Source organism: Curtobacterium sp. NPDC090217, from assembly GCF_044746705.1.
Taxonomy (GTDB): Bacteria; Actinomycetota; Actinomycetes; order Actinomycetales; family Microbacteriaceae; genus Curtobacterium.
The window spans coordinates 112129-138337 of sequence record NZ_JBIVCR010000002.1 but is presented as its reverse complement, the minus strand read 5'-3'; the positions used below and the strand labels follow the sequence as shown (position 1 = coordinate 138337).

The following is a 26209-nucleotide window of genomic DNA, read 5'->3' as shown; positions in this document are numbered from 1 at the left end:
TTCCGCTCACCACGCGCGATTCGTCTCGCGGTCGCGGCTAGCGCCCGGTGTGCGGGTGCGCGCTCAGTTCCTCGGCCACGAGGAACGCCAGCTCCAGCGACTGCATGTGGTTCAGGCGCGGGTCGCACAGGGACTCGTAGCGGGTCGCGAGGGTGGCCTCGTCGATCTGCTCGGACCCACCGAGGCACTCCGTGACGTCGTCGCCCGTGAGCTCGACGTGCATGCCACCCGGGTAGGTGCCGGCTTCGCGGTGGACCTCGAAGAAGCCGAGGACCTCGTCCACGACGTCGTCGAACCGGCGCGTCTTGTACCCGGTCGGCGTCGTCAGGCCGTTGCCGTGCATCGGGTCGGTCACCCACAGCGGGTTCGCGTCCATGCCCTTGATCGCCTCGAGGAGCTTCGGCAGCTCGTCGCGGATCTTGCCGGCGCCCATGCGGGTGATGAACGTCAGACGGCCGGGCTCGCGGTTCGGGTCGAGCTTCTCGATGAGCGCTTCCATGTCGGCGACCGACGTCGTCGGGCCGAGCTTGACGCCGATCGGGTTGCGGACGCGGGACAGGAAGTCCACGTGCGCGCCGTCGAGGTCACGCGTGCGCTCCCCGATCCAGATGAAGTGGCCCGACGTGTCGTACGCCTGGCCGGAGCGGGAGTCGATCCGGGTCATCGGGCGCTCGTAGTCCATGAGCAGGCCCTCGTGCGAGGCGAAGAACTCGACGTGCTTGAGCTGGTCGAAGTCCGCGCCGCACGCACCCATGAACCGGATGGCGCGGTCGATCTCCTTCGCGAGGTGCTCGTAGCGGGCGTTCGCCGGGTTCGACGCGAAGCCCTTGTTCCACGAGTGCACCTGGCGGAGGTCCGCGAACCCGCCCTGCGTGAAGGCGCGGACGAGGTTCAGCGTGGACGCTGCCGTGTGGTACCCCTGCACGAGTCGGCGGGGGTCCGCCTGACGGCTCTCCGGCGTGAAGTCGTAGCCGTTCACGATGTCGCCGCGGTAGGCCGGCAGCGTCACGTCGCCACGGGTCTCGAAGTCGCTCGAGCGCGGCTTGGCGAACTGCCCGGCCATGCGCCCCATCTTGACGACGGGCATCGAGGCGCCGTACGTCAGCACGACGGCCATCTGCAGGATCGTCTTGACGCGGTCACGGATGGAGTCCGCGGTCGCACCGGCGAAGGTCTCGGCGCAGTCACCGCCCTGCAGCAGGAAGGCCTTGCCCTGCGCCGCAGCAGCGAGGCGGTCGCGGAGCTGGTCCACCTCGCCCGCGAAGACGAGCGGCGGGAGCGTGGCGAGCTCGGCCGAGGCGGCCTCGGCGGCGGCCTGGTCGGGCCAGCTCGGCTGCTGCTTGATCGGGAGCGTCCGCCAATAGTCGAGGCCCTCGATCACGTCCGGATCCTGCAGGGCGACGAAGTCGGTCGACTCGAACAAGGGAGTACCTCGGTGTTCTGGGAGTTGGTCCGTCCCGGCGGGGATGCCGGGACCATCAGAGCCTAACGTGCAGGCGCGCCCTGGCGTTCCCGCATGACCTTCTCGCGCGCCGAGCTCGCACGCTCCTTGACGCTCGTCGCGTAGACGTCGGCGTACTCCTGCCGACTGAGCCCGGCGAGTTCGTGCATGACCTCGTCGGTGACGCTCCGCAGGATGAACCGGTCGGTCTCGAACCCCTGGAAGCGGGAGAAGTCGAGCGGCTTGCCGAAGACGACGCCGACGCGCTTGAACTTCGGGATGCGCTGCCCGATCTGCTGCACCTCTCGCGTGCCGATCATGGCGACGGGGATCACCACGACGCGACCCTCGAGGATCATCCGCGCGATGCCGGTGCGGCCCCGGTAGAGCTTGCCGTCGGGGCTGCGCGTGCCCTCCGGGTAGATGCCGAGCTGCTCGCCGCGCGCCAGGACCTGGAGCCCGGTGCGGAGCGAGGCCTCCGACGCCTTGCCGCCGGAGCGGTCGATCGGCAGCTGACCGATCGCGTTGAAGAACGTCTTCGTCGCCCAGCCCTTTAGCCCACGGCCGGTGAAGTAGTCGCTCTTCGCGAGGAACGACATCCGGCGATCCAGCACGGCCGGCAGGATCACCGAGTCGATGAACGACACGTGGTTGGACGCGAAGATCACCGGTCCCGAGGTCGGGACGTACTCGCGCCCGACCACCCACGGCCGGAACAGCGTGAGGATGAGCGGACCGAGCAGGAAGTTCTTCAGCAGCCAGTAGAGCATCGTCGACTCCGGTTCGGGTGGTGCGTCAGGCGGTGCGGGCGTGGATCCGTGCGAGGTCCGCGGCGCCGACGACGCCGGCGTCGTTGACCAGCTCGGCGATGACGAACTCGGGCTCCGGGTGGTACCCGCGTGCCGGCAGGTTGTTGAGGTACGCCTGACGGATGGGGTCGAGCAGCCGCTCCCCCGCGCTGGCGACGCCGCCGCCGAACACGAACAGCTGCGGGTCGAGCACGGCGGACAGCGAGGCACACGCTTCACCGAGGTGCCGGCCGAGACGACGGAGCGCCGCGAGCGCACCGGGGTCGTCGGCCAGGATCAGGTCGCCGACGACCTTGCCGTCCAGGTGCCCGCCGTTGTCGTCGCGGGCCTGGGCGAGCGCGACGCCGATGCCGCCGGCGTCGGCGACGTCGTTCGCCATGCGCTGCAGGGCACGACCGGAGCCGTACTGCTCGATGCAGCCCCGGGCGCCGCACCCACACGGCAGACCGTTCGGGACGATGCGCAGGTGGCCGATCTCGCCACCGGTGCCGAAGCCGCCGCGGAACAGACGGTCCTCCGTCACGATGGCCCCGCCGACACCGGTGCCGATGGTGAGCATCGTCATGTCCGACACGAGCCGACCGGCACCGAAGCGGAACTCCGCCCAGCCGGCGGCGTTCGCGTCGTTGTCGACGGTGATGTGCAGGTCGCCGAGCCGCTGCTGCAGCTTCTGGCGGAGCGGTTCGTTCCGCCACCGGATGTTCGGCGTGTAGTAGACGATCGACTGCGACGCGTCGATGAACCCCGGCGCCGCGACGCCCACGGCCCCGACGTCCTGGGAGTCACGAAGTCGCGAGACCATCGCGACGACGTCGTCGAGCATTGCGTCCGGGTCCGCAGCGTTCGTGGCCACACGGTCCTCGACGACGATCTCGCCCAGTTCCGTGACGACCGCTCCCGCGATCTTGGTGCCCCCGATGTCGATTCCGATGGCGTGCACGAGGACCGAGCCTACCGGTTCGGTGCGTACTCATCGAACGCGCGACCTCGCCCCCTATGCTGGGATCAGAGCTCTCGAAGATGAGATGCACTCGAATCGAACCGGCCGACAAGGGAGTCACCGTGAACGATCAGCGGCCCGCCACAACCAGCGCAGCCACCACCCCGTCCAGCCCGGCCCCCGTCGCGCCCGACCACGGTTCGGCAGCGCGTCTGCTCGCCGACCGCGCGCGGCTCACGCCGGACCGTCCGATCCTCGGTGAACGCCACGGCGACACCTGGACGACGATCCCCGCGTCCGACGTCCTGGCGCGTGTCCGCGGCATCGCCAAGGGGTTCGTCGCCGCCGGGCTCGAACCCGGCGCCCACGTCGCGATCCTCTCGCGGACCCGACTCGAGTGGACGCTCGTCGACTTCGCGGTGTGGACCGCCGGGCTGGTCTCGGTCCCGGTCTACGAGACGAGTTCCCCCGACCAGATCCGGTGGATCCTCGGGGACTCCGAGTCCGTGGCGATCGTCGTCGAGCAAGAGGATCACGCCCGCCGCGTCGCCGGCATCGCACCCGACCTGCCGCACCTCGGGCAGCACTGGACGATCGACGGCGGTGGACTCGACGACCTGACCCGGCTCGGCGAGGACGTCACCGACGAGGAGCTCGACGCCCGCACCGCAGCGGTGCACGGGCACGACGACGCCACGATCATCTACACCTCGGGTACCACCGGTCGCCCGAAGGGGTGCGTGCTCCGGCACGACAACTTCACGGGCACGGTCGAGGGGGCCGCCGAGGCGATGCCCGAGGTCGTCGCCGACGACGCGTCCACGCTCCTCTTCATCCCGATGGCCCACGTGTTCGCACGGTTCATCGCCGTGATGAGCGTCGCCGAGGGCGTCCTCGTCGGCCACGAGCCCGACACGAAGGACCTCATGCAGGCCGTGTCGACGTTCAAGCCGACGTTCCTGCTCGCGGTGCCGCGGGTGTTCGAGAAGATCTACAACTCCGCCGAGCAGAAGGCGGACCTCGGTGGGCGGGGGAAGATCTTCCGCGCAGCCGCCGACACCGCCGTCGCGCACTCCCAGGCCCTCGCTACCGGCAAGGTGCCCCTCGTGCTGTCGCTGAAGTTCCGCCTGTTCGACAAGCTCGTCTACGCCAAGCTCCGCGACGCGATCGGTGGTCGCGTCCGGTACGCCATCAGCGGCTCCGCTCCCCTGTCGCCCCGGCTGTCGCACTTCTTCCGCTCGATCGGGGTGCTCATCCTCGAGGGCTACGGCCTCACCGAGACCACAGCGCCCGCCACCGTGAACCGCGCAGCCGAGCTCCGCATCGGCAGCGTCGGTCGGGCACTCCCGGGCGTCGAGATCCGCATCGCCGACGACGAGGAGATCCTGATCCGCGGCGTCGACGTCTTCGACCGGTACTGGCAGAACCCCGAGGCGACCACCAAGGCCTTCGCCGACGGCTGGTTCCGCACCGGCGACCTCGGTCGGCTCGACGGCGACGGCGTGCTCACGGTCACCGGACGCGCGAAGGAGCTCATCGTCACCGCGAGCGGCAAGAACGTGGCACCGGCGCCGCTCGAGGACGGTGTGCGCGAGCACCCGCTCGTCGGGCAGGTCGTCGTGGTCGGCGAGGGCAAGCCCTTCGTGGCCGCGCTCGTGACCCTCGACCGGGACATGCTCCCCGGGTGGTGCGAGGCACGCGGCATCACCCCGGCGCTGTCCGCCCACGAGGCCGCCTACGACGAGCGCGTGCTCGCCGCCGTGCAGGACGCCGTCGACACCGCGAACGGGCGGGTCTCCCGTGCCGAGTCCGTTCGCTCGTTCACGATCCTCGACACCGAGCTGACCGAGGCGTCCGGGCACCTCACCCCGAAGCTGACGATCAAGCGGAACGTCGTGCTCAAGGACTTCGCGGCGGACATCGAGCACATCTACTCGGGTTCGAAGGTGCAGACGACGGCGACGCCGGTGGTCCCGGGGCGCAGGCGGCGGTGAGCCGACCGGGTCGCGTCGTCGCGATGGTGACGCGACCGACGGGAGGACCGGTGACGGTCCCACGGACCGGAACCGGTCCTCCCGTCCGTCACCGGACCGTCACAGTGGAACAGCCGATCGTCGTGTTCTGGCTGCCTGCTCCCTGGTTCAGCCCGTACGCGCACAGCGTTCGGGTTCCGGCCGACAACGTGGTCGAGAACGTCCACCCTGTGGCGATCGGTGCGGACGGATGGGCGCGTTGCACGTCCGGCCGCGCGGAAGACGCCGTCGCGACGCCGAGGGACCGGGCTCCGCTCGTCTGGTCGTAGACCTGCACCTGCGTCGGACCGCTCGCGTCGGGGTCCCACACCCACCCGGTGGCCGTCACGGTGGACCCGACGGCCGACACCGCGTCGAGGCTTCCGATCGGGTCGTGCGACCGATCGACGGCGACCGTGAACGTCCTGCAGCCGAGCGTCGTGTTCTGCGAACCGGCACCGACGTTGATCCCGTAGGCACAGATCGTGTGCTGCCCAGCGCTGAGTGCCTTCGTCACGGTCCACCCCGAGTTCTGCGGAGCGTTCGGATGGACGCGGCGCACGTCCGACCGGGGTACCGACGTCGACACGGTCCCGATCGGCACCGCGCCGCGCGTCTGGTCGTAGAGCGCAACCGTCGTCGGCCCGGTGGCGTCTGGGTCGTACGCCCATCCGGTCATCGTGACACCGGACGTGGACCCACCCGCGGAGTCGAAGCTCCCGACCGGATCCCGTTGCGCGTCGTGCCGCATCGTGATCGGGGCCGTCGAGTACGCGAGCGCGGCGGTGCCGGACGGGTGCCGCACGAGGACCTCGACGTTGTAGGTTCCGGCCGGCAGGCTCCCGAGGGTGAACGGAACGCTGTTGTCGCCCTGGGCCACGGAGACACCCGACGCGATCGTGGTGTAGCCGGGCGACCCAGGCGCCCCGGTGCCGACCCGGACTTCCGCCGTCGTCCCTGGCACCCAGGCTGCGTCGTGGAAGCGCACGGTGCTCGTCTCGGTCGCGGCCGGGGTCGCGCGGAGGTGGATTCCCGCAAGGTGCCAGGACGCTGCCGACGGGTCTTCGTTCGGGTCGAAGCGCAGGCCGGTCACGGTCTGTCCGTACCATCCCGCGCGAGGCGCGAGCGCGGCTTCGTCGAGTGGATCGCGGGCCGCGAGGTCGATCGACACCGTGCGGGCGTTCGGCCCCGAGTACGTCAGGACATCGTTTCCGATCTGCGGCGTCCCGGTCCCCGCGACGTTCCAGATCAGCCGCGCGACCTTGCCTCCTCCCGGTGCATCGGCGAGCCCGAACGGTCCGTCGTAGGTCATGTCGAAGCTGAGGTACCGGTAGGTCGCTCCGGAGAACGACGAGACCGGCAGCATGATCTTCGGGTCGCCGATGTCCGGTCCGGTGTTCCGCGCGTTCATGCCGCGCGCGTCGTAGGAGCTCACGGAGAGATCGGCGGTCGTGATGCCAGCGGCGTTCGCGGCTGATGTGAAGTCCCACGAACGCCCGCGTTGTGCTGTCGCGAGGTCCGTGCCGTCTGCGGGCGACGGGCTGTCGACCACGACGCGTGGCAACGGGTCGATCGTGACACCACTCTGCGTGCCCGGTGGGAGCGCGGCGTGCGGGTGCGTGCTGTCCGCCGGCGCATGCAGGCGCATCCAGTCGATGGCGGCCGTCGAGCCGGTGAGTCCCGCTTCGTCCGGGAACAACACCGGGTCGATGCGCAACGACACGATGGCGGATCCGCGCCACGGCACCTTGCCCAGCAACACCGACTGCTTCGTGAGGTCGAGGTCGTAGAGGTGCGGGCCGGCGACCACCGGGACCGTGAACCCGCCGCCGCACGCCGCTGTCTTCTCGCGGCAGGTGTACCAGTAGACGGCCGCGAGCTTGTTGGAGTACGGCTGGTCCATCTGGAACGACAGGCCGGAGTACCGACCGGTGTTGACCGGGTTGATCGCGCCGTCCCTGCCGTACGGCAGGCTACCGGTCGTCGTGTCGATCATCGACACCCAGTCACGCCCCCCGAGCGCGACGCGGAGGGCACCGCCCGAGACGGCGACCCCGACCGCGCCTCGGCCTGTCGTGTCCGTGTTCTGATCCTCGACGCCGGCGTAGTCCCAGGGGTCGCCGAAGACCTCTGATGCGTAATCGGGCGCTTCCGGTTCCGGAGTGGCTGCGGCGGCTGGAGCGGCCGTCGCGAACGAGCCGCCGACGCCGACGGTCAGCCCACCCACCAACAGGACGGCCGCCATGATCCATCGGAGTGACTTCTCGGCGCGCGGTGGTGATTGCTGCATGGCCCTGCCTCTCAGCGCGGGCGCGCCCCTGTGCGCTGCCCTCGACACCACGAGCCCGCGCTGCACGACCGGTCCGGACCGGTCGGCATCGGGTGTGCCGGTTCCCTTGGTGCGGTCAGCCTACGCGACGAGCTTCCGTCAGCAACGGGTGGTCAGCTGCGCGGCTCGTCGTCGACGCTCAGCGGCTCGAGCACGGCGGTCGACGCGGTCGCCGTCTGGTCGGTGTCCGGGCGACGATTCGTGCGTGTGCGGTGCGAGCTGAGCTCGTCGTTCTGAGGTGCCATCGTGCGTCCTGTTGGGGTGGGAACCGTGTCGGTGGGGATGCCGACCCGAACACGGTACCTCTTCGTCAGGACATGGCGACAATCCCGCGTCCGGGTGTCACGATCATGCGGAGAACCGCAGTCCGATCAGTGGAACCAGTCCTGCCCGCGGATGTCGCGGAGGGCTTGCCGACGGGTCTCCGGCGCCAGCGTCATCACGTAGACCGTCCCGTCGAGGTGGTCGACCTCGTGCTGGAGCGCCTCGGCCATGAGCCCCGTGCCCTCGAGCACGACCTCGTTGCCGTCGACGTCCACGCCGCGGACCTTCGCGTAGGGGTGGCGGGACGTCGGGTACGAGAGCCCCGGGACGGAGAGGCACCCCTCGTCCATGAGCTCGGGCTCCCCTGACGTCTCGACGAGCTCTGGGTTGAGGACGTAGCCGACCTCGCCGTCGACGTTGTACGAGAAGGCTCGCAGCCCGACCCCGATCTGGGGCGCGGCGACGCCGGCACGGCCGGGTTCCTTGACGGTGTCGACGAGGTCCTGCACGAGATCGCGGATCCCGGCACTGCCGAGTTGTTCCGGCCGGATCGAGTCCGCCGGGGAGCGGAGGACGGGGTCGCCGAACAGGCGGATGGGACGGACGGTCACGTTACTGCAGCACCACCAGGAGGTCGCCGGCGTCCACCTGTTGGGTCGCCGGGATCGCGAGACGGCCGACGGTGCCCGCCACGGGCGCCGTGATGGCCGCTTCCATCTTCATCGCCTCGATGCTCGCCACCGGCGCACCGGCCTCGACGACGTCACCGACGGCGACCTTGAGCGTCACGACGCCGGAGAACGGCGCCGCGACGTGCTTCGGGTCGGACTTGTCCGCCTTCTCGGCGGCCTTCGTCTCGACGTGGATCGACCGGTCGCGGACGTACACCGGGCGGAGCTGCCCGTTGAGCGTCGCCATGACCGTCCGGATGCCGCGCTCGTCGGCTTCACCGATCGCCTCGAGCCCGACGAGCAGGTTCACGCCCTTGCCGAGCGGCACGACGTGCTCCTCGCCAGGACGCAGGCCGTAGAGGTAGTCGACGGTCGAGACGACGGAGAGGTCGCCGAAGTCGTCCCTGACCTGCTGGAACGCCTTCGTCGGGCCGGCGAACAGCAGCCGGTTCAGGGCCTGCCGGCGGTCGGCACCCGGCGTCTCGAGTGCCGTGCGCTCGTCGTCCGGCACCGGGGTGATGGTCGGGACGATGTCGCGTCCGGCCAGCACCTTCGAGCGGAACGGCTCCGGCCATCCGCCGGGGAGCTCGCCGAGTTCGCCGGCCATGAAACCGATCACGGAGTCCGGGATGTCGTACTTCTGCGGGTTCTCCTCGAAGTCCGCCGGATCGGCGTCCACGGCGGCGAGCTGCAGCGCGAGGTCGCCGACGACCTTCGACGACGGCGTGACCTTCGTCGGGCGACCGAGGATCCGGTTCGCCTCGGCGTACCAGTCCTCGACCTGCTCGAAGCGGTCGCCGAGGCCGAGCGCGATGGCCTGCTGCCGGAGGTTCGACAGCTGGCCGCCCGGGATCTCGTGCTTGTAGACCCGGCCGGTCGGACCCGCGAGACCCGACTCGAACGGTGCGTACACGCGACGGACCGCTTCCCAGTAGGGCTCGAGGTCGCCGACTGCGTCCAACGAGATGCCGGTGTCGCGCTCGGTGTGCGCGAGGGCCGCGACGAGGGCGGACATGCTCGGCTGGCTCGTCGTCCCCGCCATCGGTGCCGCCGCGACGTCGACCGCGTCGGCGCCGGCACGGGCGGCAGCGAGGAGCGTCGCGAGCTGTCCGCCGGCGGTGTCGTGCGTGTGCACGTGCACCGGCTGGTCGAACCGCTCCCGCAACGCGGTCACGAGCTTCTCGGCGGCGCTGGCACGGAGGAGTCCCGCCATGTCCTTGATGCCGATGACGTGCGCGCCGGCGTCCACCATCTGCTCCGCGAGGCGCAGGTAGTAGTCGAGCGTGTAGAGGTCCTCGGCGGGGTCGAGCAGGTCGCCGGAGTAGCAGAGAGCCGCCTCGGCGACCGCGGTGTCCGTCGCGAGCACGGCTTCGAGCGCCGGTCGCAGCTGACTGACGTCGTTCAGGGCGTCGAACACGCGGAACACGTCCACGCCGGTGGCCGCGGCCTCGGCGACGAACGCGTCGGTGACCTCGGTCGGGTATGGCGTGTACCCGACGGTGTTGCGGCCGCGCAGGAGCATCTGGATCGGGATGTTCGGCATCGCCTCGCGCAGGGACGCCAGGCGCTCCCACGGGTCCTCGCCGAGGAAGCGGAGCGCGACGTCGTAGGTCGCGCCGCCCCAGGCCTCCATGCTGAGCAGCTCCGGGGTCAGCCGCGCCACGGACGGCGCCACGGCGACGAGGTCCTTGCTGCGGACCCGCGTCGCGAGGAGCGATTGGTGGGCGTCGCGCATCGTCGTCTCGGTGACGGCGAGGGCGGTCTGCTCGCGGAGGGCCTTCGCCCACCCGGCCGGACCCAGCTGCAGCAGCTTCTGGCGCTGACCGGCCGGCGGTTCGGCGGTGAGGTCGACGGTCGGCAACTTCAGCGCCGGGTCGACGATCTGCGCGCCGGGTTCGCCGTTCGGCTTGTTCACCGTCACGTCGGCGAGCCAGTTGACGACCTTCGTGCCGCGGTCCTTGGACACGTGGCCGCTGAACAGCTGCGGACGTTCGCCGATGAACGCGGTCGAGATGTCGCCCCGCGCGAAGTCGGGGTCCTCGAGCACGGCCTGCAGGAACGGGATGTTCGTGCTGACCCCGCGGATGCGGAACTCGGCGAGGGCGCGCTTGGCACGGGCGACGGCGGTCGGGAAGTCCCGGCCGCGGCACGTCATCTTCGCGAGCATCGAGTCGAAGTGCGGGCTGATCTGCGCGCCGGTGGCGACCGTGCCGCCGTCGAGGCGGACCCCGGCACCACCAGGGCTGCGGTAGGTGGTGATCCGCCCGGTGTCCGGTCGGAAGCCCTGGGTCGGGTCCTCGGTCGTGATGCGGGTCTGCAGCGCGGCGCCGTGCACGGACACGGTGTCCTGCGACAGGCCGAGGTCGGCGAGGGCCTCCCCCGCGGCGATGCGCATCTGCGACTGCACGAGGTCGACGTCGGTCACCTCTTCGGTCACGGTGTGCTCGACCTGGATGCGCGGGTTCATCTCGATGAAGACGTGCTGTCCGGCACGCTCCCCGACGGTGTCGAGCAGGAACTCGACGGTTCCGGCGTTCACGTAGCCGATCGACCGGGCGAAGGCCACGGCGTCGCGGTGCAGTGCCCGGGCGATCGACGGATCGAGGTTCGGCGCGGGCGCGATCTCCACGACCTTCTGGTTGCGGCGCTGCACGGAGCAGTCCCGCTCGAAGAGGTGGATCGTCCCGGAGTCGGTCCCGGTGGCGTCGGCGAGGATCTGCACCTCGATGTGCCGCGGACGCAGGACCGCCTGTTCGAGGAACATCGTGGGGTCGCCGAACGCGCTGTCGGCCTCGCGCATCGCTTCTTCCAGCGCCGGACGCAGCTCGGCCGGGGTCTCGACGCGGCGCATGCCACGACCGCCGCCACCGGCGACGGCCTTCGCGAAGACCGGGAACCCGATCGCCTCGGCGCCGGCGACGAGCTCGTCGACGTCGCGGCTCGCCGGGGTGCTCGCCAGGACCGGCACGCCGGCCGCGATCGCGTGCTCCTTCGCGGTCACCTTGTTGCCGGCCATCTCGAGGACGTGCTCGCCGGGTCCGATGAACGTGATGCCGTTCGCGGCGGCAGCGGCGGCGAGGTCCGGGTTCTCGGACAGGAAGCCGTAGCCGGGGTAGATCGCGTCCGCACCGGATTCCCGGGCGACGCGGATGATCTCCGACACGTCGAGGTAGGCGCGGACCGGGTGGCCCCGCTCGCCGATCAGGTACGCCTCGTCCGCCTTGAGACGGTGCAGGGAGTTCCGGTCCTCGTAGGGGTAGACGGCGACGGTGCGGGCGCCGAGTTCGTACGCCGCGCGGAACGCGCGGATCGCGATCTCGCCACGGTTGGCGACCAGGATCTTGCGGAACACGCGGGCCCTTTCAGCGCTGGGTCAGGTGAGACAACCCTACTGGCGGTAACGTTGCTCAACGTGCATGTACTCAGCGTGAGCTCTCTCAAGGGCGGTGTCGGCAAGACGACGGTCACACTCGGTCTGACCTCGGCCGCGTTCGCCAAGGGTCTGCGAACGCTGGTGGTCGATCTCGACCCCCAGTCCGACGTCTCCACCGGCCTCGACATCAACATCGCCGGCCACCTGAACGTGGCCGACGTGCTCGAGAACCCGAAGGAGAAGATCGTCCGCCAGGCCATCGCGCCGTCCGGCTGGACGAAGGGTTCGCAGGGCAAGATCGACGTCATGGTCGGCTCCCCCTCCGCCATCAACTTCGACGGGCCGCACCCGTCGATCCGCGACATCTGGAAGCTCGAGGAAGCGCTCGCCAACGTCGAGCAGGACTACGAGCTCGTCCTCATCGACTGCGCGCCGTCGCTCAACGCCCTCACCCGCACCGCGTGGGCCGCGTCCGACCGCGTGACCGTCGTCACCGAGCCCGGGCTCTTCTCCGTGGCCGCCGCCGACCGAGCCCTCCGCGCGATCGAGGAGATCCGACGCGGACTCTCCCCCCGCCTGCAGCCGCTCGGCATCATCGTGAACCGTGCCCGCGTGCAGTCCCTCGAGCACCAGTTCCGCATCAAGGAACTCCGCGACATGTTCGGTCCGCTCGTGCTCTCGCCGCAGCTGCCCGAGCGCACGTCGCTCCAGCAGGCCCAGGGTGCTGCGAAGCCCCTGCACGTGTGGCCCGGCGAGTCCGCACAGGAGATGGCGCGCAACTTCGACCAGCTCCTCGAGCGCATCATGCGAACCGGCAAGATCGGCCCCTACGCCGACGGCGCTGCCGCGGCCATCGCCGAGTAGCGCTCCTCCGCACAGGAGACCCCCGGCAGGGACGACCTGCCACGATGGGACGACCGGTCACGACTCCCCGCTCAGGTTGCAGCGAAGGTCACGAATCGTCGGCTGGACCACGAACACGCGACGGTTCGTGACCGCTCGGCGCGCGCTCGGCGGCGTGTCGTGACCCCTCGGCGAGCGCTCGACAGGTGTCCCCGACCGAACACCGCTGATACCCACCCAGTCCCGGCAAGCGCTACGGCTCACCGCTCACCGGTCACAACTCCCCGCTCACGTCCGGCGACGTGTCGCAAATCGTCGACCGACGTGCGCGCGTGCGACGGTTCTCGACCGCTCGACGGGTGACATGCGGGGAGTCGTGGCCACTCGGCGTCGGGAAGCGCGCGAGCGGGCGCCGCGTCAGGAAGCGCGCGTGGCTCGGCGTGCGGCGAGCTCGTCGGCCGGGTCGGCCGCGGGCGTCGCGTCGAGTTCGACGAGGGAGGACTCCACCTCGCGCAGGACCTTGCCGACCGCGATGCCGAAGACGCCCTGCCCGCGGGACACCAGGTCGATGACCTCGTCGTCCGAGGTGCACAGGTAGACCGATGCGCCGTCGGACATCAGCGTGGTCTGCGCGAGGTCGGACACTCCGGACTCGCGGAGCTGGTTGACGGCGGTCCGGATCTGCTGGAGCGAGATGCCGGTGTCGAGGAGTCGCTTGACGAGCTTCAGCACGAGGATGTCCCGGAAGCCGTAGAGCCGCTGCGAACCGGACCCCGCGGCGCCGCGGATCGTCGGCTGCACGAGCTCGGTGCGAGCCCAGTAGTCGAGCTGGCGGTAGCTGATGCCGGCTGCCTTGGCGGCGACGGTGCCGCGGTAGCCGTTCTGCTCGTCGTGCTCCGGGAGTCCGTCGGTGAAGAGCAACCCGAGGTCGTACCGCGTCATGTCTGACGGGGTACCGGGGGTTTCGTTCCCACTCATTGGACTGCCTTCCAGGACGATCGAGCCCTCATCCGAAGCTTCAACGACGGGTTGAGAGTTGTGCCGAGGTCCACGGTAGCGACTCCGATGGCTCCGACGCGGGACATCCGACTCGGCGCGTCCGGCGTGTCGAGGATACGCCCCGGCACACGGGCCCCACCAGAGCGGTTCACGCGTCCATCCGACCGATGGCGGCACGGATCAGGTTGGACCGGATGACCTCGAGGTGCCCGGAGATCTCCCGCGCGAGCTCGAGCGCCTTCGCCTTCGAGGTCGCGTCACCCCGCCGCGAGACGGGCATCAGCGCGGACTCGATGAGGCCGACCTCGCGCTCGGCTGTCGAGCGGAAGGTGCGGAGGTGCCGCGGCTCGATGCCGGTCCGCTGCAGCTCGACGAGGGCCTTGAGCACGACGACCGAGTCCTCGCCGAAGGTGTCGGTCGCCGGCAGCAGCGAGGCGGACACCGCGTCGGAGAGCAGCATCGGCGTAGCGCCGGCCGCTCGGACGAGGTCGTCGCGGGAGTACCGCTTCTCGCCGCCCAGGATGGACGGCTTCGGCCCGTCACCACCGCCGGGCAGCACGGGCTCGCGCCCGGCGTCGAGGTCGGCGAGGTACTCCTTGATGACCTTGAGCGGCAGGTAGTGGTCCCGCTGCAGGCCGAGGACGACACGGAGCCGGTCGACGTCGGCCGGGGAGAACTTGCGGTAGCCGCTCGCCGTGCGGACGGGTGTGACGAGCTCGCGCTCTTCGAGGAACCGCAGCTTGGAGCTCGAGAGGTCCGGGAAGTCGGGCTTCAGCCGAGCGATGACCTGGCCGATCGTCAGCAGGTCCGCGGCCGGCGAACCCGACCGCGCTGCGGCCGAGCGGGCGGCCACTACGCGTTCGCCAGGCGCGCCAGGTCGACCCGGGATGCGTAGAACGTCAGGCGGAACTTGCCGACCTGGACCTCTGCACCGTCGGACAACGGCGCTTCGTCGATGCGGTCGCCGTCGAAGTACGTGCCGTTCAGCGAACCGAGGTCCTTGACCGTGAAGGCCGTCCCGGCGCGGAGGAACTGCGCGTGCTTCCGGGACACCGTGACGTCGTCGAGGAAGATGTCCGCATCGGGGTGGCGGCCGGCCGTCGTGACGTCGGAGTCGAGCAGGAAGCGGGCACCGACGTTGGGGCCGCGACGGACGACGAGCAGCGCCGACCCGGAGGGCAGGGCGTTGATGGCGTCGCGTTCTTCCGGCGAGACACCGGACTCGGGCGTGAGTGCCGCGCCCATGTCCATGCTGAAGGTCAGCGTCGTGTCGACCAGCCGCTGCTCCGGGGCTCGTTGTCCCTCAGGCTGCGGGACCACTGGATCTGGCATCGTGGACCTCCTCCTCTTGGCAACCCAGCGTATCGGAAACGACCGACCGAGCGAGAGTCCCGTACCCGGGTGACACGACCTGTCCGCGGCGAGCGGACAGCGGTGCGCGACCAGACGATGGACAGGAGGCTCGGTACCAGCTGGTACCGAGCCTCCCGTCCGTCAGTTGCCGGCCTGCAGGCCGGACAGGATCTCCTTGATCTCGGAGTCCTTGAGCTTGACCCACGGCGAGCCGTCCGGGTCACTGGTGGAGGCTTGCGGACTGTCGCCCGTGTTCCACCACTTCGCCTGGTAGGGCACGCCGCTGAACAGCACACGGTCGCCGGTGTCGTACTGCTTCGTCCCGGACCACGCGTCGTAGGTGCCGGCCGGCAATGTGACCTGCTTCACCGGCTTCTCGCCCTTCAGGACGGGGCCGATGAGCTGCCACGGCGTCTCGTAGGCGCTCAGCACCGGGTCGTCCGGCAGGTCGCCCGAGGTCCACCACTTCGCCTCGTAGACGTTGTGGTGCCAGACGATCTTGGTGCCCTCCAGGTACGAGGCGTCCGCGTCCCACACCGGGTACGGGCTCGTCGACGGGTCGTCGGTCGGTTGCACGGTGGACGAGGGCTCCGCCGTGGTGACGTCCGACGCCGCCGCGACGATCCCGCCGGTGAAGCCCTTGCCGAGGACGTCGGCGAAGAGCTTCCCGCCCTGGTCGATCCCGGAGCAGGAGTTCGACACGGTCGAGAGGTTCACGTAGTTCGACCCGCAGGTGGTGTCCCGGTTGAGGGACCACATCGACATCCGGCCGAGGCCCTGGTCCCGCGCCCAGGTGTTGAGCTTCTCGGCGTCGGCGAGCGTGAAGACCTCGTCCTGCACGTCGTTCTGCCCGATCATCGGCGTCGCCCCGACCTTGTGCCAGAGCGTGCCGGCGGAGAGCGGCGTGCCGGAGCGCTGGTAGAGCACGCCGAGCTGACGGTGCACCTGCTGCAGGGTCTGCACCGAGGCGGAGTACATGCTCTGGCTCGCACCCTTGCCGTCGCCGTAGTCCATCGTCATCGCGTTCACGCCGGCGAGGTCGACGCCGGCCTGCAGGAACTGCGCGACCGCCGTGGTGCCGTCGCTCGTCAGTCCGGACGGCGCGGCCGGCAGCGTGAGCCACACCGCGAGCGGGTGCCCTGCTGCACGACGCTGCTGCTGCAGCTCGGCGACGGCCTTCGCACGGCGCTCCCCCGCGGCGTGGTTCGTGAGGTCGTCACCCTCGACGTCGTAGTCGACCGTGCTGACGTCGTATCGCTGCACGACGGTGCTGTACGCGTCGACGAGGTCGCTCCGGTCGGTGCAGGTCGTGGCGAGCTCGTCGTTCGACAGCCCACCGAACGACACCCCGACCTCGCCCTTCTGCTGCTGCAGTCGGGCGATCCTGCGGTCGAGGTCGAGCTGGTCGGACGCACCCTGGAGCGAGTAGTACGACCCCCAGGTCGGCGTGCAGGCGGCGTCGTGGTCCGCGACGACGAAGGACAGCATGACGTCGCGGCCCTTCGCGGACTTCACGTCCTCGAACGCGAACGTCGGCGTCGCGGTGACGTCGGTGTAGGCGGCGAACCAGGACTCCTGGGTCTCCGATGCCTGCGCGGACTGCCAGCGGTCGAAGCCGACGTACCCGGCGGCGACGAGGGCGAGTGCCACGACGGCTGCGAGCCCGACGCGGAGCGGTGAGAGGCGTCTCGTGGTCGACATCGTCAGGCCGCCGTCTTCTCGTTCGTGGTGGAGCCGGTGGTCGCGCGGACCGCACCGACGACGTCCGCGTGGTGGTGCCTCGGCAGGCTCTTGCCGCGGTCACCGAAGTAGAGGACGGCACGCCAGTCCTCGGCCACGGGCTGCAGGTCGGGGGCGCCGCCCCTGGCTGCCCGTGCGGTGGCACGCGCGGCCAGGCGACGGGCTCGGCGCGCTGCTCGTGCGCTCGGGTCGTAGTACATCCACGCCGTCGCCCAGATCCAGACGTCGACGACCGAGTTCCAGATCCCGATGTAGGCGACGATCGCGTACATCGCCAGCAGGGCGTTGAACGCGGCGAAGACCGCGTTGCCCCAGTTCTCGGCGTGGAAGTCGCGGACGAAGGTGAACACCGAGAACACGACCATCGCGTACGGCGCCAGCACGTAGAGCGCCGGCGACGCCGTGCGGTCACGGACCTTCGGCGTGCGGGCGAACGGGATCTTCTTCGCGGTGAGGGCCTGCTGGATGCTCTTCAGCACGCCGGCGACGTTCACGGGCATCAGGATCAGGTTGAAGCCGTAGATCCGGAACACGTCGGTCCGCTTGTACCCGCAGTACTTCAGGTCACTCGAGAGCAGCCAGAAGTACGGCAGCGCGGCGAGGAGCACCATCGGGCTGAGGAGCCGCGAGTCGTACGGGTACGCGAGCAGGAAGATCAGGCCGAACGACGCCCACGCGATCGACGCCATGTAGTTGACGCGGAGGGACATCTCGACGATGCCGACCCGCTCGCCCCGCTGCCGACGTTCGCGGACCTGCCTGAGGTACTTCGGCAGGATCAGCAGCCCACCGTTCGCCCAACGTCGCCGCTGCACGATCAGGGAGCCGAAGTCCGGCGGGGTGGCGCTGTACGACAGGCGCTCCGGGTAGTTCACGAGGGTCCAGCCGTGCATCCCGAGGTCGACGCTCGACTCGGTGTCCTCGATGACGGTGCGGTCCTGCACGTAGCGCTTCACCTCGAAGCCGCCGACGGTCTCGACCTCCTCGATGTCGCGGAGCGCTCGGGTGCGGATGACCGCGTTCGCGCCGACCCAGAACGTCGCGTTGTGGCGCGACATGCCCTGGTGGAGGATGTGCTGGATGTCGGTCGTTGCCCCGGCGAGCCGCTCGATGCGCGTGGCGGCACCGCGGAACGACGAGTACGGGGTCTGCGTCACGGCGACGCTGGCGTTCTCCGGCTGCTCGAGGAAGTAGACCAGGCGCAGGCAGTAGTCGCGGAGCAGCACCGAGTCGGCGTCGAGCGTCAGGACGTAGTCCGACGCCGGGACGACCAGGTCCGCGTACGCCTGGTCGGCGACCGTGCGGAGGATCGTGCCGGACGCGGTCTCGTCGAACGCGTACGCGCCGCCGAGCAGGCCGATGTAGGCGTTGAGGTTCATCGCCTTGTTCGCCTCGTCGGAGAGGTTCGCGTAGCGCTTCCGCTCGAACGTGGTCAGTTCGGCGGTGAACGTCCACGCGAGACGGCGCTGGAGCTCCACGACGCGGGCCGAGGTGATCTCGGTCAGCGTCGAGCCGTCGAGCGGCGTGGTGCGCCCCTCGACGGACGGCGTGCTCGCCGCGGTGTCGAGCGCGTCGACGATCGCCGCCTCGAGGGCCTCCGACGTCAGCCGGACCTCGTCGGCCAGCCCGACCAGGACCTGGTCGTGGAAGAAGTGGTCGACGTGGTCGACGACGTCGTGCTCGCGGGCGTGGCGGCGCAGCCAGGCATCGGCCCAGCGGTGGTGCTCGACGAGCGTGCGCAGGGAGTCGACGGTGGCGAACGGGGTGTGCGACGCCTCGACCTCGGCGGAGAGCAGGGCCTCCTGGAAGCGCTCTGCTGCCGGCGCGAGCTGCGTCTGGATGGTCGTCGCGACCGCGCGGGTCCGCTCGAGCTTCGCGCGCGTCTCCTGGTCGGTCGGGAACGGTGCGTCGTCGACGAGCAGGACGATGCGGAGCGACGGGTACTCCTGCAGCGCGGCCGACCAGAGCGTCGTCGCGACGACCTCCGGTTCTTCTGCGTAGCTCGGGACGAGGACCGTCAGCGGCGACTCGTGCCCGGTGCCGAAGTGGCGGTCCAGTTCGGCGCGGGGCACCCGGACGTGGGTGGCGAAACGCTCCATCGCACCCTGCCGTGCGATGAGGTGCATGAGCGCCGAGAAGGTCAGGAAGGTGACGACGACCAGGTACGAGAGCGCTTCGGTGGTGAACCGGAAGCTCTCGGTGCCGTAGTCCAGGAACTGGCGGATCACGGTGTACACGACGTACGCGATCCAGAAGGCGATCGTGAGGATGATGGCGATGCGACCGGAGACGAGGTTCCGGTCGGAGGGGCGTTCGTGGAGGGTGTCGAGCGGGCGGGTACGTCGCTCGGAACCCCACTGCCGACGGCGCACGGGCGCGTCGTCATGCTGTTCGGGCATGGGTGTCCTTCGTTCGACCGGACCAGCGTTCGTTCGGGGTGGAACGCTGTCGGGAGTCCGGGGTCGTGTCCGACGTTAGGGGGACACGAATCGACGTGCAGACACCCGGAAGGGGGGTTCTGAGCCTGCTTTGCGGGTTTCCGCAATCCCGCGCGGGACCCCGTAATCGCACTCTGCAACGCGTGTCGCGGCAGGCCGGACGGGAGGCTCGGCTCGGCTCCGCCACGGACGTCGCGGCAGGACGTCGCGACGTCCGATCACGGCACGCGTCCGCAGCAGGCGGTCGTCAGCGACCGCGCGCGAGCAACCAGAGCAGGTACGGGGCGCCGACGACGCCGGTGACGACGCCGACCGGCAGGGCGTTCCCGGGGATCGCGAACTGGGCGATGAGGTCGCTCGCGAGCACGATCACGGCGCCGACCGCGGCCGAGACACCCAGCGCCACACGACCGCCCCCGACGAGCCGCCTGGAGATCGGCGCCGCCATCAGGGCGACGAACGACACCGGCCCCGCGGTCGCGACGGCCGCCGCGGTGAGGCACACGGCGGTCAGGAGGAGCAGGAGTTTCGCACGGTTCGGTCGCAGACCGAGTGCGGCCGCCACGTCGTCGCCGAGCGTCAGGACGGTCAGTCGCGGTGACTGCAGGAGCGCCAGCACCATGAGCACGACGAACGCCACCACGAGCACACCGACGACGCTCCGGTCGACCGCGTTGAGACTGCCGGAGAGCCAGAGGAGTGCCGTCCCCGCCTGTTGCACGGAGCCGCTCGTGAGCATCCAGCCGGTGACGCTCAGGGACATCGCCGCGACCCCGATGCCGACGAGGACCACGCGGTTGCCCGTGATGCCCCTCCGCCACGCGAGCGCAGTGATGACCAGCGACACGACGAGGGCGCCGACCAGCACCGTCCAGAACAGTCCGATGCCGGAGACCCCGAACAGCACGATCGCGGTCAGCCCGGACGCGCTCGCGCCGGAGGTGATGCCGATCACGTCGGGGCTGGCGATGGGGTTCCTGACGACGCTCTGCACGATGCCGCCCGCGACGCCGAGACTGGCCCCGACGAGGAGCGCCGCGAGGGTCCTCGGCCCGCGGAGCTGCCCGATCACGAAGTCCGAGATCGTGTCCCCGTGCCCGAACAGCGCCTGGACGACCTGAGTGGGCGACAGCGGGATCTCGCCCACGCCGAGCCCGACGAGCACGAGCCCGACCAGCACGACGAGGACGGAGCCGAGCACGACGAGCTCACGACGCGCTGCCCCGAGCCGGGGCCGAGTCCGGGCCCGGGTCTGGTCGACGGCGCTCACAGCCCGGTCACCGCCTTCGACCGGACCAGGGCGATGAACACCGGCGCACCGATCAAGGCCGTGACGATGCCGACCTGCAGCTCTCCCGGGTACGCGACGACCCGGCCGATGACGTCGGAGACGAGCAGCAGTGCCGGCGCGACGATGGCGGACAGCAGGATCGTCCACCGGTGATCGGGACCGCTCAGTCGGCGGACGGCGTGCGGCACGGCGAGCCCGACGAACGCGATGGGCCCGGCAGCGGCGACCGCCGAGCCGGCGAGCAGCACGGTGACGAGTCCACCGACCGCCCGGACGAGCACGACGCGCTGGCCGAGCGACGCGGCGAGCTCGTCGCCGAGTGCGAGCGTGTTGAGCGAACGACCGAGGGCGAACGCGATGCACAGTCCGACGAGCACCGGGATCGTGACGACCCCGGCGGTGCCGAGGTCCTTGCCCGCGAGCGCGCCGACCTGCCAGAACCGCAGCTGGTCGAGGAGGCTCTGGCTCGTCACGAGGACCGCGGTCGAGATGGACGCGAGCGCCGCGGCGACCACGGCCCCGGACAGCGCGAGGCCCACGGGCGTCAGCCCGCGCCTGGCGACCGCGGCGATGCCGTAGACGAGCAGTGCGGCGAGCGCAGCACCGGCGAAGGCGAACGGCAGGTACTCGGCCGTCCCGCTGATGCCGAAGACCGCGATGCCCGTCACGACGGCCAGGGCCGCGCCGGAGTTGATGCCGAGGATGCTCGGGTCGGCGAGCGGGTTGCGGGTGACCCCCTGCATCACGGCGCCGGCGACCCCGAGGGCGGCGCCCGCGAGCAACCCGACGAGGGTGCGCGGGACGCGGTTGCCGAGCACGATGAGCCCGATCTCGTCGTTCCGGCCCGGGTGCAGCACGGTGTCGAGCACCGTCCCGAGCGGGATCGGCCGCGATCCGAACGCGACGCTCATGGCGACCGCGACGGCGAGGACCAGGACGGCGAGGACCGTCGCACCGACGAGTCGGGGCACGGAGCGGGGCGCCGGCGGCGCTGGTGACGGGGAACGCATGAGGAGTAAGGCAACCCTAACGTCTCGCGGGTGACGACGACCCCCGCACTCCCCCTCGGCGATCCCCGAGCGAGTCGTGAGCGTGCGCTGGGCTCGCTCATAGCTTCGTCATGGGAAACGGGCTTGTACTCGTATCCATCGACGCCCGACCGGGTCGTCGAGAGCGACCGGAGAGCACCGATGAACGAGACCCCGAACCCCGACGCCGAACCGGGCACGACCCCGATCGACGCACAGGACGCCGCACCCCGCTCCACGTGGGAGGCCCCGCACGCCGACGCGTCCACACTCCGTCCCGCCTACGCGTTCGACGGCTCCGGTCCGTACCTCTACGCCCCGGACGGCTCCGGTCCATACGCCTACACGCACGACGGTCGCGGCCCGTACCTCATCGGCAGCCCCGCCCTCGCCGGCGTCCACCAGGGCTGGGCCCACGCGGCGCAGCACGGGCAGCAGTACCCGTCGCAGCAGTACCCGTCAGAGCAGGGGTGGAGCGGTGCGTTCGGCACGCGCCCCGGCACGAAGAAGCGCAAGCTCGGTCTGGTGATCGGGTCCGGCATCGCCGCCCTCGCGATCGTCGGCGCCGCCGGCGGCACGGCACTCGGGCTCTCGTCGGTCGGCACCGAGACCACGTCGAGCCAGTCCCAGGGCACGACGACCACGCCGGACACCGGCAGCGGGAGCGGCACGAACGGCTTCACGGTGCCCGGCGACGGCAGCGGAAGCGGGAGCGGAAGTGGCTCGTCCGGCACCAGCACCGAGTCCGCCGCCACGGCGGCCACGGCAGCCCAGAAGAAGGGCGTCGTCACGATCAACACGATCCTGGACTACGACCAGTCCTCGCAGGCCGCCGGCACCGGGATGGTCCTGACCTCGGACGGCACGATCCTCACGAACAACCACGTCATCCAGGGTGCGACGAGCATCACGGTCACCGACGAGACCACCGGCAAGGAGTACAAGGCCGACGTGGTCGGTGCCGACGCCACGAACGACGTGGCGGTCCTCAAGCTGGAGAACGCGTCCGGCTTGTCGACCGTCACGCTCGACGACGACGGCGAACCGAGCACCGGTGACGCCGTGACCGACGTCGGCAACGCCGAGGGCACGGGCAACCTCGTCGCCGCGGAGGGCACCGTCACCGCGACCGACCAGGACATCCAGGTGCAGAGCGAGTCCGGCACGGGCACCGAGTCCCTCACCGGCCTGATCGAGATCGCCGCGGACATCGTCTCCGGCGACTCCGGCGGTCCGGTGCTCGACAGCGAGGGTGAGGTCGTCGGCATGGCGACCGCTGCGTCCTCGGGTTCGGCCGACGTGACGGGCTACGCGATCCCGATCACCACGGCGAAGGCGATCGCGGACAAGATCCTCGCCGGTGACGCATCCGGGACGATCACGATCGGGCTGCCCGCGTTCCTCGGCGTCCAGGTGAGCGGCACGTCCACCACCACGGGCGGGGTCGCGGTCGCCGGGACCGTCGAGGGATCCGGCGCAGCGACAGCGGGCCTCGCTGCCGGTGACACGATCACGTCGATCGACGGCACCGCGATCACGAGCTCGGACCAGCTGACGCAGGTGATCCAGTCGAAGTCCGTCGGCGACAAGGTCTCCGTCGGCTACACGAACAGCGCCGGCACGGCGAGCACCGTCACGGTGACGCTCACCGCGGGCCCTGCCGCCTAGGAAGCGGCTGGCCCCGAGAACGCACGAACAAGGGACCGGTACACCGTTCTGGCCAGACCGGCGATTCCGCCGTCACGCAAGGAACGCACGCACCAAGGACCGGTACACGTTGGCCGGCGACTCCGCCCAGAACGCGGAGGCGCCGGCCTCCGTGCGTCCGACGCGCGCGAAGCCCCGTCCCTCGGCGTGCACGATCGTGATCGGTCGGGGCTTCCCCGGCCGACGCAGGTACGACACCGTCCACGGCGCCGCCCAGAACCGGGCGAGCCGCGGGTCGGCCTCGGCGATCGACGCCGGGAGATCGGGAGCGGCGTCGCCACCGGCCAGCCGCCTGCCGAGCAGGTCGGCCCGGAGCGCCCCCGTGCGGAACGGGAAGGTCCATGCCGGACCGACACCGAGCCTCCCGGCCGCGATCGCGACCACGCGCTCCGGCGCGAGCCGGGTGATGACGGAATCGGCGTCGTCCGTCCCGTCCACGACGGTGCCGGACCAGGCCTGGAGGCGCGACACGCGCCCGTCTGGCAGGTGCTGTTCCAGCGTGGTCGGCTGCACGTCGCCGGCCCACGGTTCGATGAGGGCCTGGGTCGTCGGCGGGACCGTCCCGAAGCGTCCGACCAGGCCGGCGTCGACGAGTCCGCGTCCGCCGGGACTGCGCAGGAGCGTGGGGCTCCAGCGCTTCCCGGCCATGCTCTGCAGCGTGGTGAGGGCGTCGGAGGCGATGTGCGGTCCGTCGAGCTCCGGTGCCGGCTGCGCGGCCGGCAGCTCCTCGAGGTCGCGGGGCGACGACGCGGAGACCGGGCCGACGGCGCGGACGGAGTCGAGCACGGCGAACACGACGTCGTCGGTCTCGTCGAGTCGCGCGAGCGGGCGTTCGACGGTCACGTCGACGCGGTGCCGTCCGGTGACGAACAGCAGGTGGGCGCCGACGATCGAGGTCGATTCGTGGTCCTCGTCGCCGTCCTCGCCGGGGCGGACGTACTCGACCAGCCGTGCGGGTGCGCCGACCGTGCCCCAGACGTCGCAGCCGACGAGGAGCAGGCCGTCGACAGACCCGGGGAGTCGTTCGATGAGCGAGGCGTTCTCGTCCCCGATGCCGCGATCGCTCGGGCGGGACCGGACGGTGAGGACGACGTCGTCGCCGCGCAGCCGGAGGTCCGCGTGGGACGCGTCCTCGCGTCGCCAGGAGTCTGGGCGGCGGAGCGTCACACGGGCGGTGCGGTCCTCGGTGCCGAGTGGGACGGGGACTGCCATGGCCAGAGGCTACGACGGCACGAGGGCCTGCCCGGCGACGGCTCGCCGCGGTCGCTCGCTTCGAACGGCGTCAGCGAGGACGACGTGGCGGGGGCGGAGGGACGCGCTTCGCGGCGACGACGTCGGTGAGGGCGACCTCGACCCGGCCGCGGCGGGTGTCGATCGTGACGGTGTCCGGTGTGCGTGCGACGAGGTCTCCGAGTGCGTCACTCGCGCCGTCGCCGTGGTGCGCCCGGACGACGACGCGAGTCCCCAGCTCGACGTCGGCGAGCACCCCGAGCGCGAGTGCCCGTGCGATCCGCCCCTGTTCGTCCGCTCCCACGCCCCCGACCCTACGGGCTGCCACGGGCGGGTACCGGACGCCTAGGGTGGTGGGATGGACAAGGCCCGGGTGGACAGCTGGATCTGGGCGGTCCGGATCACCAAGACCCGGTCCGCCGCGACGACCGCGTGCAAGGCCGGACACGTCCGGGTCAACGGCGAGCGGGCGAAGCCGTCGCAGCCGGTCGGCCCCGGTGACGAGGTCCGTGTCCGTCAGGCCGGGTTCGACCGCATCGTCGTCGTGAAGAGCATCATCCTGAAGCGCGTCGGGGCCACCGAGGCGGCGAAGCACCTCGACGACAGGACCCCGCCGCGCCTGCCGAAGGAAGAGGCCGGGTTCGTCCCGATGCGCGATCGCGGCGCCGGACGTCCGAGCAAGCGGGAGCGCCGGGACCTCGAGAAGCTCCGCGGCTACTGATCGCCCGGACGGTCCAGCGCGTCAGACGAACCGGACGGTCTGCTGCAGGCGGTCCCGGATCTCGAACACGTCGACCGCGCCCTCCGGGGACCACACGCCGTTGAGGACCTGCCCGAGCGCACTGCGCCGGACCACGTAGGCGGTCGGCTTCTTCGGGGAACCGACGAGCTGCACGTCGTGGTCGACCGCGGAGTCCGGCACGACGAGCAGCCGGCCGGTGAACCGCACGCGTGTCTGCTTCTGGACGGCACGGGCCGCGCGGACGAGCTCTTTCACGGGGCGCTCCCCCGGCTCGAGCGTCTCGCCGACGATCTCGCCGTGGTCGATCCGCACCGGCCCGCCCCAGTCGATGGACTCGAGCGCCCACAACCCGCTCGGCATGAGCACCACGTGGTCGAGCTTGCCCTCCGCACCCGCATCGAGGTCGTGCCAGACCGTCACGCCGATGCCCATGTCGGCGACGATCGAGGCGGTCGCCTCCTCGGCGAGCGCCTCACCGAGCAGCCGGCGGATGTACCGGGGGGCTGATCGGATGAGCGACGGGGCGTACGGGTCCTCGATGGGGTCGCCGAGTCCGACCCACTCGCGCTCGGCAGCCAGGAAGACCTCACGCGACCGACCGCCGGGGTGTCCGTGGGAGCGGGCACGCGGGCGGGAGTCGCGACGCGCCGTGGGTGGTGCGTACTCGTCGCGACCGGAACCGCGCCTCCACGACGAGCCGCCGGACGGAGCCGACGGGGCGGACGTCGGGCGCGACCCCGTGTCGTAGGCGCGTCGCGCCGCTGGTGTGCCGATACGCTCCCATGCGACCTGCACCCGGCGGAAGCGGATGGCGTCACCGCCGAGGTCCGGGTGGGTCTCGCGGGCCGCTCGGCGGTAGGCGCGGCGGAGTTCCTCGTCGTCGGCGGTCGCGGCGACGCCGAGGACTTCGTAGGGGGTGGCGTCGGCCGGGCTGTCGGTCATGGCCTTGGAACATTACCCGAGGGAGCGTCGGGAGCAGCCGCACGGATGCTGGGCAGT

The 26209-nt window shown here is 70.7% G+C and carries 21 protein-coding genes; 4 read left to right on the top strand and 17 right to left on the bottom strand.

Annotated features, from left to right (window positions below):
* Positions 1-37 precede the first annotated feature (37 nt).
* The 3 genes from ACIPJ2_RS08335 to ACIPJ2_RS08325 form a co-directional block, all read right to left on the bottom strand.
* The gene (locus ACIPJ2_RS08335) at positions 38-1381 is read right to left on the bottom strand and encodes a class II 3-deoxy-7-phosphoheptulonate synthase (RefSeq protein ID WP_402728975.1); all 1344 of its coding nucleotides are present in this window, start codon (positions 1379-1381) and stop codon (positions 38-40) included.
* 104 nt (positions 1382-1485) lie between these two features.
* A complete protein-coding gene (locus ACIPJ2_RS08330) occupies positions 1486-2211 on the bottom strand; it encodes a lysophospholipid acyltransferase family protein (protein ID WP_402728428.1) in 726 nt (241 codons plus the stop codon).
* A gap of 25 nt (positions 2212-2236) precedes the next feature.
* The gene (locus ACIPJ2_RS08325) at positions 2237-3190 is read right to left on the bottom strand and encodes an ROK family glucokinase (RefSeq protein WP_281264170.1); all 954 of its coding nucleotides are present in this window, start codon (positions 3188-3190) and stop codon (positions 2237-2239) included.
* A 122-nt stretch (positions 3191-3312) separates the two neighbouring features.
* Here ACIPJ2_RS08325 and ACIPJ2_RS08320 point away from each other — a divergent pair, with 122 nt between their 5' ends.
* Positions 3313-5184, top strand: a complete 1872-nt coding sequence (locus ACIPJ2_RS08320) for an AMP-dependent synthetase/ligase (protein ID WP_402728427.1) — start codon at positions 3313-3315, stop codon at positions 5182-5184.
* An 88-nt stretch (positions 5185-5272) separates the two neighbouring features.
* Here the strand turns inward: ACIPJ2_RS08320 and ACIPJ2_RS08315 are convergent, their stop codons facing one another.
* The 4 genes from ACIPJ2_RS08315 to ACIPJ2_RS08300 all read right to left on the bottom strand — a co-directional run bounded on the left by ACIPJ2_RS08315 (position 5273) and on the right by ACIPJ2_RS08300 (position 11818).
* Positions 5273-7492 (bottom strand): hypothetical protein, encoded by a 2220-nt coding sequence (locus ACIPJ2_RS08315; protein ID WP_402728426.1) that lies wholly within the window; start codon positions 7490-7492, stop codon positions 5273-5275.
* A 152-nt stretch (positions 7493-7644) separates the two neighbouring features.
* Positions 7645-7776 carry a hypothetical protein gene (locus ACIPJ2_RS08310; protein ID WP_402728425.1) on the bottom strand — a complete coding sequence of 44 codons (132 nt, stop codon included), beginning with the start codon at positions 7774-7776 and terminating at the stop codon, positions 7645-7647.
* Positions 7777-7902: 126 nt separating this feature from the next.
* A complete protein-coding gene (locus ACIPJ2_RS08305) occupies positions 7903-8406 on the bottom strand; it encodes a peptide deformylase (protein ID WP_402728424.1) in 504 nt (167 codons plus the stop codon).
* Between the two features lies 1 nt (position 8407).
* On the bottom strand, positions 8408-11818 hold the full coding sequence (locus tag ACIPJ2_RS08300) for a pyruvate carboxylase (protein WP_402728423.1): 3411 nt from the start codon (positions 11816-11818) through the stop codon (positions 8408-8410).
* A gap of 60 nt (positions 11819-11878) precedes the next feature.
* Between ACIPJ2_RS08300 and ACIPJ2_RS08295 the strand changes: the two genes are divergently transcribed.
* Positions 11879-12703, top strand: coding sequence for a ParA family protein (locus tag ACIPJ2_RS08295; RefSeq protein ID WP_281264164.1), 825 nt, complete (start codon positions 11879-11881; stop codon positions 12701-12703).
* A 396-nt stretch (positions 12704-13099) separates the two neighbouring features.
* On the opposite strand, the gene ACIPJ2_RS08290 is transcribed toward ACIPJ2_RS08295, so the two are convergent.
* From ACIPJ2_RS08290 to ACIPJ2_RS08260, 7 genes are all read right to left on the bottom strand, one after another.
* Entirely contained in the window at positions 13100-13624 is a 525-nt protein-coding gene (locus ACIPJ2_RS08290) for a MerR family transcriptional regulator (protein WP_144759900.1), read from the bottom strand.
* A 205-nt stretch (positions 13625-13829) separates the two neighbouring features.
* On the bottom strand, positions 13830-14534 hold the full coding sequence (locus tag ACIPJ2_RS08285) for a MerR family transcriptional regulator (RefSeq protein WP_281264162.1): 705 nt from the start codon (positions 14532-14534) through the stop codon (positions 13830-13832).
* Entirely contained in the window at positions 14534-15013 is a 480-nt protein-coding gene (locus ACIPJ2_RS08280) for an FHA domain-containing protein (protein WP_281264161.1), read from the bottom strand. The genes ACIPJ2_RS08285 and ACIPJ2_RS08280 overlap by 1 nt, the downstream gene beginning before the upstream one ends.
* Positions 15014-15175: 162 nt before the next feature.
* Positions 15176-16735 carry a chitinase gene (locus ACIPJ2_RS08275; protein ID WP_402728422.1) on the bottom strand — a complete coding sequence of 520 codons (1560 nt, stop codon included), beginning with the start codon at positions 16733-16735 and terminating at the stop codon, positions 15176-15178.
* Between the two features lie 2 nt (positions 16736-16737).
* Positions 16738-19173, bottom strand: a complete 2436-nt coding sequence (locus tag ACIPJ2_RS08270; protein WP_402728421.1) for a glycosyltransferase family 2 protein — start codon at positions 19171-19173, stop codon at positions 16738-16740.
* Positions 19174-19459: 286 nt separating this feature from the next.
* Positions 19460-20482, bottom strand: coding sequence for a FecCD family ABC transporter permease (locus tag ACIPJ2_RS08265; protein WP_402728420.1), 1023 nt, complete (start codon positions 20480-20482; stop codon positions 19460-19462).
* Complete coding sequence (locus ACIPJ2_RS08260; protein WP_402728419.1) at positions 20479-21474, bottom strand: FecCD family ABC transporter permease; 996 nt, start codon at positions 21472-21474, stop codon at positions 20479-20481. Before ACIPJ2_RS08260 ends, ACIPJ2_RS08265 begins: the two co-directional genes overlap by 4 nt.
* A gap of 219 nt (positions 21475-21693) precedes the next feature.
* On the opposite strand from ACIPJ2_RS08260, the gene ACIPJ2_RS08255 reads away from it, so the two are divergent.
* Entirely contained in the window at positions 21694-23199 is a 1506-nt protein-coding gene (locus tag ACIPJ2_RS08255) for a S1C family serine protease (RefSeq protein WP_402728418.1), read from the top strand.
* Positions 23200-23271: 72 nt separating this feature from the next.
* On the opposite strand, the gene ACIPJ2_RS08250 is transcribed toward ACIPJ2_RS08255, so the two are convergent.
* Both ACIPJ2_RS08250 and ACIPJ2_RS08245 read right to left on the bottom strand, forming a co-directional pair.
* On the bottom strand, positions 23272-24450 hold the full coding sequence (locus ACIPJ2_RS08250) for a hypothetical protein (RefSeq protein ID WP_402728417.1): 1179 nt from the start codon (positions 24448-24450) through the stop codon (positions 23272-23274).
* Between the two features lie 70 nt (positions 24451-24520).
* Positions 24521-24772, bottom strand: a complete 252-nt coding sequence (locus ACIPJ2_RS08245) for a hypothetical protein (protein WP_402728416.1) — start codon at positions 24770-24772, stop codon at positions 24521-24523.
* Positions 24773-24826: 54 nt separating this feature from the next.
* On the opposite strand from ACIPJ2_RS08245, the gene ACIPJ2_RS08240 reads away from it, so the two are divergent.
* A complete protein-coding gene (locus tag ACIPJ2_RS08240; RefSeq protein ID WP_281264153.1) occupies positions 24827-25189 on the top strand; it encodes an RNA-binding S4 domain-containing protein in 363 nt (120 codons plus the stop codon).
* Positions 25190-25210: 21 nt separating this feature from the next.
* On the opposite strand, the gene ACIPJ2_RS08235 is transcribed toward ACIPJ2_RS08240, so the two are convergent.
* On the bottom strand, positions 25211-26152 hold the full coding sequence (locus ACIPJ2_RS08235) for a DnaJ domain-containing protein (protein ID WP_402728415.1): 942 nt from the start codon (positions 26150-26152) through the stop codon (positions 25211-25213).
* Positions 26153-26209: the final 57 nt, after the last annotated feature.

Coding starts and splice junctions, on each gene's coding strand:
- ACIPJ2_RS08330 (WP_402728428.1), bottom strand. CDS start 2,211: ATGCTCTACTGGCTGCTGAAGAACTTCCTGCTCGGTCCGCTCATCCTC.
- ACIPJ2_RS08315 (WP_402728426.1), bottom strand. CDS start 7,492: ATGCAGCAATCACCACCGCGCGCCGAGAAGTCACTCCGATGGATCATG.
- ACIPJ2_RS08310 (WP_402728425.1), bottom strand. CDS start 7,776: ATGGCACCTCAGAACGACGAGCTCAGCTCGCACCGCACACGCACGAAT.
- ACIPJ2_RS08290 (WP_144759900.1), bottom strand. CDS start 13,624: ATGACGCGGTACGACCTCGGGTTGCTCTTCACCGACGGACTCCCGGAG.
- ACIPJ2_RS08280 (WP_281264161.1), bottom strand. CDS start 15,013: ATGCCAGATCCAGTGGTCCCGCAGCCTGAGGGACAACGAGCCCCGGAG.
- ACIPJ2_RS08275 (WP_402728422.1), bottom strand. CDS start 16,735: ATGTCGACCACGAGACGCCTCTCACCGCTCCGCGTCGGGCTCGCAGCC.
- ACIPJ2_RS08270 (WP_402728421.1), bottom strand. CDS start 19,173: ATGCCCGAACAGCATGACGACGCGCCCGTGCGCCGTCGGCAGTGGGGT.
- ACIPJ2_RS08255 (WP_402728418.1), top strand. CDS start 21,694: ATGAACGAGACCCCGAACCCCGACGCCGAACCGGGCACGACCCCGATC.
- ACIPJ2_RS08250 (WP_402728417.1), bottom strand. CDS start 24,450: ATGGCAGTCCCCGTCCCACTCGGCACCGAGGACCGCACCGCCCGTGTG.
- ACIPJ2_RS08240 (WP_281264153.1), top strand. CDS start 24,827: ATGGACAAGGCCCGGGTGGACAGCTGGATCTGGGCGGTCCGGATCACC.
- ACIPJ2_RS08235 (WP_402728415.1), bottom strand. CDS start 26,152: ATGACCGACAGCCCGGCCGACGCCACCCCCTACGAAGTCCTCGGCGTC.